Source organism: Mesorhizobium sp. WSM4836, assembly GCF_055811815.1.
Genome location: NZ_JBVVQF010000060.1, coordinates 1 through 5,416 on the forward strand (window position 1 = coordinate 1; position 5,416 = coordinate 5,416).

At 55.0% G+C, this 5,416-nt stretch carries 4 protein-coding genes and 1 pseudogene; 4 read left to right on the forward strand and 1 reads right to left on the reverse strand.

The features are described 5' to 3' along the window. From AC0L2P_RS31925 to AC0L2P_RS31940, 4 genes are all read left to right on the forward strand, one after another. Nucleotides 1-642, forward strand: a 642-nt coding sequence (locus AC0L2P_RS31925; RefSeq protein WP_473507203.1) for a M24 family metallopeptidase, incomplete at its 5' end; no start/stop codon positions are given. A gap of 664 nt (nucleotides 643-1,306) precedes the next feature. Next, nucleotides 1,307-2,887 carry an ABC transporter substrate-binding protein gene (locus tag AC0L2P_RS31930; RefSeq protein ID WP_473507204.1) on the forward strand — a complete coding sequence of 527 codons (1,581 nt, stop codon included), beginning with the start codon at nucleotides 1,307-1,309 and terminating at the stop codon, nucleotides 2,885-2,887. An 18-nt stretch (nucleotides 2,888-2,905) separates the two neighbouring features. Then, entirely contained in the window at nucleotides 2,906-3,865 is a 960-nt protein-coding gene (locus AC0L2P_RS31935; RefSeq protein WP_473507206.1) for an ABC transporter permease, read from the forward strand. Between the two features lie 22 nt (nucleotides 3,866-3,887). Further along, nucleotides 3,888-4,739, forward strand: coding sequence for an ABC transporter permease (locus AC0L2P_RS31940; protein WP_473507205.1), 852 nt, complete (start codon nucleotides 3,888-3,890; stop codon nucleotides 4,737-4,739). A gap of 104 nt (nucleotides 4,740-4,843) precedes the next feature. On the opposite strand, the pseudogene AC0L2P_RS31945 reads toward AC0L2P_RS31940, so the two are convergent. Beyond that, nucleotides 4,844-5,340 (reverse strand): annotated as a pseudogene (locus AC0L2P_RS31945) (IS5 family transposase); the annotation flags it as partial. Between the last annotated feature and the right edge of the window lie 76 nt (nucleotides 5,341-5,416).

The following is a 5,416-nucleotide window of genomic DNA, read 5'->3' on the forward strand; positions in this document are numbered from 1 at the left end:
GCGCGGATGCAAGAAAGCATGGGTCCCGGTGTGACGGAGGTGCAGCTTTGGGGCATCCTGAACTACACCAACCTGGCCAACCATGGCGGTTGGCATGAGGGACGCATGTTGGCCTCAGGGCCGCGTATCAATCCGTGGCTGCAGGAAGCCACCCAACGCGTTATCGAGCCAGGCGATCTGGTCGGATTTGACACCGATATGGTCGGGCCATTCGGATACTTCTGCGATGTGTCACGAACATTTTACTACGGAAATGAGCGGCCAAGTGTTCGGCAGAAGCAGCTCTACCGCTACGCCTATGATGAGTTGCACACCAACATGGACCTCATTCGCCCAGGGCTCAGTATGGAAGAACTGCAGGCCCGGGCTTGGCCAGTGCCGGAGGAGTTCCACGAACAGGCTTACACCTGCGTGATCCACGGTGTGGGAATGTGCGATGAATACCCGCAGGTTAAACCAATCTTCAGGGGTCCGATCGCCTACGACGCCACGCTCGAAGCCGGCATGGTCGTTTGCGTTGAGTCTTACATTGGCGCTGTCGGTGAAACAGACGGGGTGAAGCTCGAGGAACAGGTTTTGGTGACGGCGGACGGTTATGAATTGCTGTCGAACTACCCGTTCGAAGAGCGTCTATTGGACTAAGTCCACCAATACAGTCTCAACGGACCTCGCCCATCACAGCAGCAGGATGTATAAGATAGGTGACCAGGCACTCCACAACCTCCGCATCCTGATAGCAGAGGATAACTACAAACTGTCTCTCAATATCAGTGTCGCCCCCTTAACAATGTTGGAGCGAATTGCATCCATCCGGTTGATACCATAGAGGATACCTCGACCACCTCATGTAATCATCGAGGATAGACGCTGCCGTGCTTAGCCTCAGCTCCGCGGGGAGACCACGTTCTGCGGCCAAGCACCTAGTTAGGCGTCAAATTCCCTTTTGTTTCTTGTTGACGTGAATTCACCGAAACATTCCCGAAAATTACAAATTACAATGACGTGGATCGCCACCCTTCCGACCTGCTCGAGCTCGACGTGGGTGAATTGCAGTATTTCCTCCCGCCGTAGCACCGCATCGCCATGAGCGTCCCACGCGAACCCCCATGACCCCACCATGACTTTTAACTGTAACGGCCATAATATTTAATTGGTTGTTTTCCTGGAATTGCGTAACTAGCTTTCTAAGGGCGTGGTGCAGCCAGAGCTGAAGCGCTCTAGAAGTCGGGCGGTCCGGCAGGCTTGGCACGTTCACCTTGGGATGGGGGTGTTCCAACCAATAACAATACCAATAAGGAGAACTGATATGACGAATTGGGATGAGCGCTCGACCCCTGCGGGTGCGAGCCGAAGAACGGTGTTAAGGACGGCGGCGGCGGCCAGCGCCCTCGCCCTCGCTTCATCAAGCAGCGTGTTTAACGTTTTCGCCAAAGAATCATCACCGAAGAAGGGGGGGCATTTCAAAATAGGCATCGGTGCGGGAGCCGCTTCAGATTCCCTTGATCCCGCGACTTACACGAACTCATTCACCGAGCTTTTCGGCAAAACCCTGCATGGCTACCTCACCGGCATCGATGCCGACGGCAAGCTTGTCGGAGAGCTCGCCGAATCTTGGGACGTGACGAAGGATGCCAAAACCTGGACCTTCAAACTGCGGAAGGGTGTGGAATTCCACAACGGAAAAACCCTGACCGCCCAAGATGTCATTGGCTCAATGAATCATCACCGAGGTGAGCAATCCAAATCTGCGGCGAAGGACATCCTCAATTCCGTTGAAGACGTCCGCTCAGACGGAGCACAGACCGTAGTGTTCGCTTTGCAGGAAGGGAACGCTGATTTCGCTTACCTTCTTGAAGATTTCCACCTGGCCATTATGCCAGTCGAAGACGGCAAGGCGGATATTTCCGGCGTTGGAGCCGGGGGGTACGTGGTCGACAACGTCGACTTCGGTGTGAAGGGCAGTGGCAAACGTTACGCAAATTACTGGAATTCGGATGCGGCCTGGTTTGATTCCTTTGAGGCGCTTGCCATCCAAGATGTGACTGCGCGCACAAATGCTCTGACCACAGGCCAGATCCACGCCATGGATCGATGCGACCTGAAGACGGTTCATCTTTTGCAGAGGAATAAAAACCTGGAGGTTTCATCAATCCCAGGAACCCAGTTCTACACTGTGGATATGATGTGCGATGCCGCACCGTTCGACAACGCAGATGCAAGATTAGCATTCAAATATTCCATCGACCGGCAGCAACTGCTCGATACCTTGCTCCATGGGCACGGGATGCTGGGCAACGACCACCCGATTGCTTCTACCAATCGTTTCTTCGCCAAGGACCTGCCACAGCGTGAGTACGATCCCGACAAGGCTCGCTTCCATCTAAAGAAGGCTGGTGTTTCAGACGTAAAAGTCAGTCTGTCGGCCGCGGACGCTGCGTTCGCCGGCGCAGTCGATGCAGCTACGATTTACCAGCAAAACGCTGCGAAATCCGGTATTTCCATCGATGTCATTCGGGAGTCGAGCGATGGATACTGGGATACTGTTTGGCTGAAAAAGCCGTTCTATATGGCCTATTGGTTGGGTCGGCCGACGGCTGACTGGATGTTCACTATGGGCTATGATGCCAATGCCGCTTGGAACAACTCCCATTGGAAAAACGCACGTTTTAACGAACTGCTGGTAAAAGCTCGTTCCGACCTTGACGATACCAGACGCTTGGCAATGTATACAGAGATGCAAAGCATCTGCAGGGACGATTGCGGCGAAATGGCCCCTGTTTTTGTTAACAACGTCAATGCACTCTCCAAGAAAATCGGTCACAACAGAATCGCGCCGAACTGGGATCTAGACGGTTTCCGGTGCGTGGAGCGGTGGTGGTTCGCCTAGCCTCTTGCCCGAAAGCCAATTATGAGTTCAATCGCCAAGATAGTAGGTCAGCGTGTCGCACTCGGGGCGCTGACCCTTTGGATTGTCTCACTATTGATTTTTGGGGGAATCCAGTTTCTCCCGGGCGATATTGCTGCGGAGATGCTTGGACGGTCGGCTACCCCCGAAACGTTGGCAGCGTTCCGCAAAAGTCTAGGCCTAGACCTCCCTATCTATCTAAGATACCTCAACTGGCTCGGCGGTGTCTTGCAAGGGCATTTTGGGACCGCATTGTCGAATGGCCGGGACATTGGGTCACTTATCGCCCCACGCCTTTTCAACACCGTCTTTCTCGCGTTGAGCGCAGCCGTAATTTCGGTTCCGCTCGCCCTGCTGGGAGGAATCGTGTCGGCGCTCTACCGCAATACCTTCATCGACCGAAGCATCAACATTATTATCCTTGCCTCGATCTCCTTTCCTGAATTCTTTGTAGCCTACGTCCTCATGCTGCTGCTTGCTGTCCATGCCGGCATCCTGCCGAGCCTGTCCGATGTCGAGCCAGGTACGAGTTTCTGGATGCGGCTCAACGCTATCACTCTCCCGGCGCTGACGTTGGCTGTGGTCGTGTTGGCCCACATGATGAGGATGACGCGGACGTCAATCGTTAATGTTCTAGGTAACCAATACATCGAGACGGCGCGCCTCAAAGGAATGTCAGAATGGCGCGTGATGGTAAGGCACGCGCTCCCTAACGCCCTCGCCCCGATCGCAAATGTGATCGTCCTGAACATGGCATATCTTATGACCGGCGTGGTCGTTGTCGAAGTTGTTTTCGTCTACCCGGGCCTGGGGCAATTGATCGTGGACTCGGTCCAGAAGCGAGATATCCCTGTGGTTCAGGCGTGCAGCCTGATATTCGGAGCAACTTATGTGCTTCTCAACCTCACGGCCGATGTCGTATCCATAGTGATGAATCCAAGGCTTATGCACCCTAAATGACTGATAATGATGGACAAAGCCAATGACTTACCTTTCCGCGAGTACTCTCAAGAAGGGCGCTAGCCGGTTTACGGCAGCGCCTCTCAGCGCGCAGTTTGGCATGGTGGTTATAGCGTTTTACGCTGCAGCAGCGATTTTCGCGCCACAACTGGCACCCTATGGTGAAGCACAGATCGTAAGCTCGCAGTTTGAACCTTGGAGTTCCGCTTACTGGCTAGGAACCGACAACCTTGGCCGAGATATGTTCACCCGACTCCTCTTCGGGGCGCGAAACACCATCGGGATCGCTTTGTTGACGACCCTATTGGCTTTTTCGATTGGGGCTACCGGCGGCCTGGTCGCGGCGACGTTCTCTGGATGGACTGACCAGCTGCTGTCCAGGCTGGTAGACATCCTGATGTCGATACCCCAGCTGATTTTTGCCCTGTTGCTGCTTTCGATATTCGGAACTTCGACCACCTCCCTCATCCTGATCATAGCGATCCTTGATTCAACGCGCGTCTTCCGATTGTGCAGAGCGGTGGCCATCAACGCCGCTGTCTCAGACTATGTCGAGGCGGCCAAACTCCGCGGGGAAGGGCATATATGGATCATGACCCGCGAGATCCTGCCTAATATCCTTCCGACGTTGATCGCAGAATTTGGCCTACGTTTTTGCTTCGTGTTCCTTCTGATCAGTGGGCTTTCGTTCTTGGGCCTTGGAATTCAGCCTCCGACATCAGATTGGGGGTCGATGGTGCACGACAGCGCAACCCTGATCGTTTACGCAGATATCACGCCGTTGCTCCCTGCGGCGGCGATCGCACTGCTTGCAGTATCGGTAAACTTGGTAGTGGACTGGTTTTTGCATTCTGCCAGTGGGTTGAAGGATTAGGCGGCGATCCTGCCGGCTGAAGACATCGGTCGTCCAACCCGACCGGGTGCGCGGCCAGCGTACCAAGAACCGATAGCCGCGGCAGCGACAAACAGCGACCCGCCCTAGGACGTAGACTCATTACTGCGTAGCCAGATGCGGATTGCGACGAGTTTGAGAGCAGCGAGGTAGTTTTCTGCCAGCTTGTCGTATCGGGTTGCGATGCGACGGAACTGCTTGGCCTTGTTGAAGAAGCGCTCGACGAGGTTGCGCGCCCTGTAGAGGAACGGGCTGAAGCAGATCGCGTCCTTGCGGTTGGCCTTGGGCGGGATGTTGGCCCATGCCGTTCGCTCAGTGACAGCATTGCGCAAGGCGTTGGCATCGTAGCCCTTGTCGGCGAGTAGCATGGCACCCTCCGGCAATTCCTTGATCAAGTCCGCTGCGGAGGCGATGTCACTCATCTGGCCTGCCGTGAGCGTCAGCTTGATCGGCCTGCCTTGGGCGTCGACACGAGCATGGATTTTGGTCGTCAGCCCGCCTCGGGAACGACCGAGACAATGATCTCGATCCCGCTTTTTGCCGTCGCGCCCTGCTGATGGACGCGAACAATGGAGGTGTCGATCGTACGCCTCCGAGGAGGACCGCCTTGCGGGCGAAGGGAGGATGTAGCTGACTGTCGGTATGGATATCTCTACTGA

Bases quoted from the DNA above. Each gene is read 5' to 3' on its own strand.
- AC0L2P_RS31940 (WP_473507205.1), top strand. From the start codon at position 3,888: ATGACTTACCTTTCCGCGAGTACTCTCAAGAAGGGCGCTAGCCGGTTT.
- AC0L2P_RS31930 (WP_473507204.1), top strand. From the start codon at position 1,307: ATGACGAATTGGGATGAGCGCTCGACCCCTGCGGGTGCGAGCCGAAGA.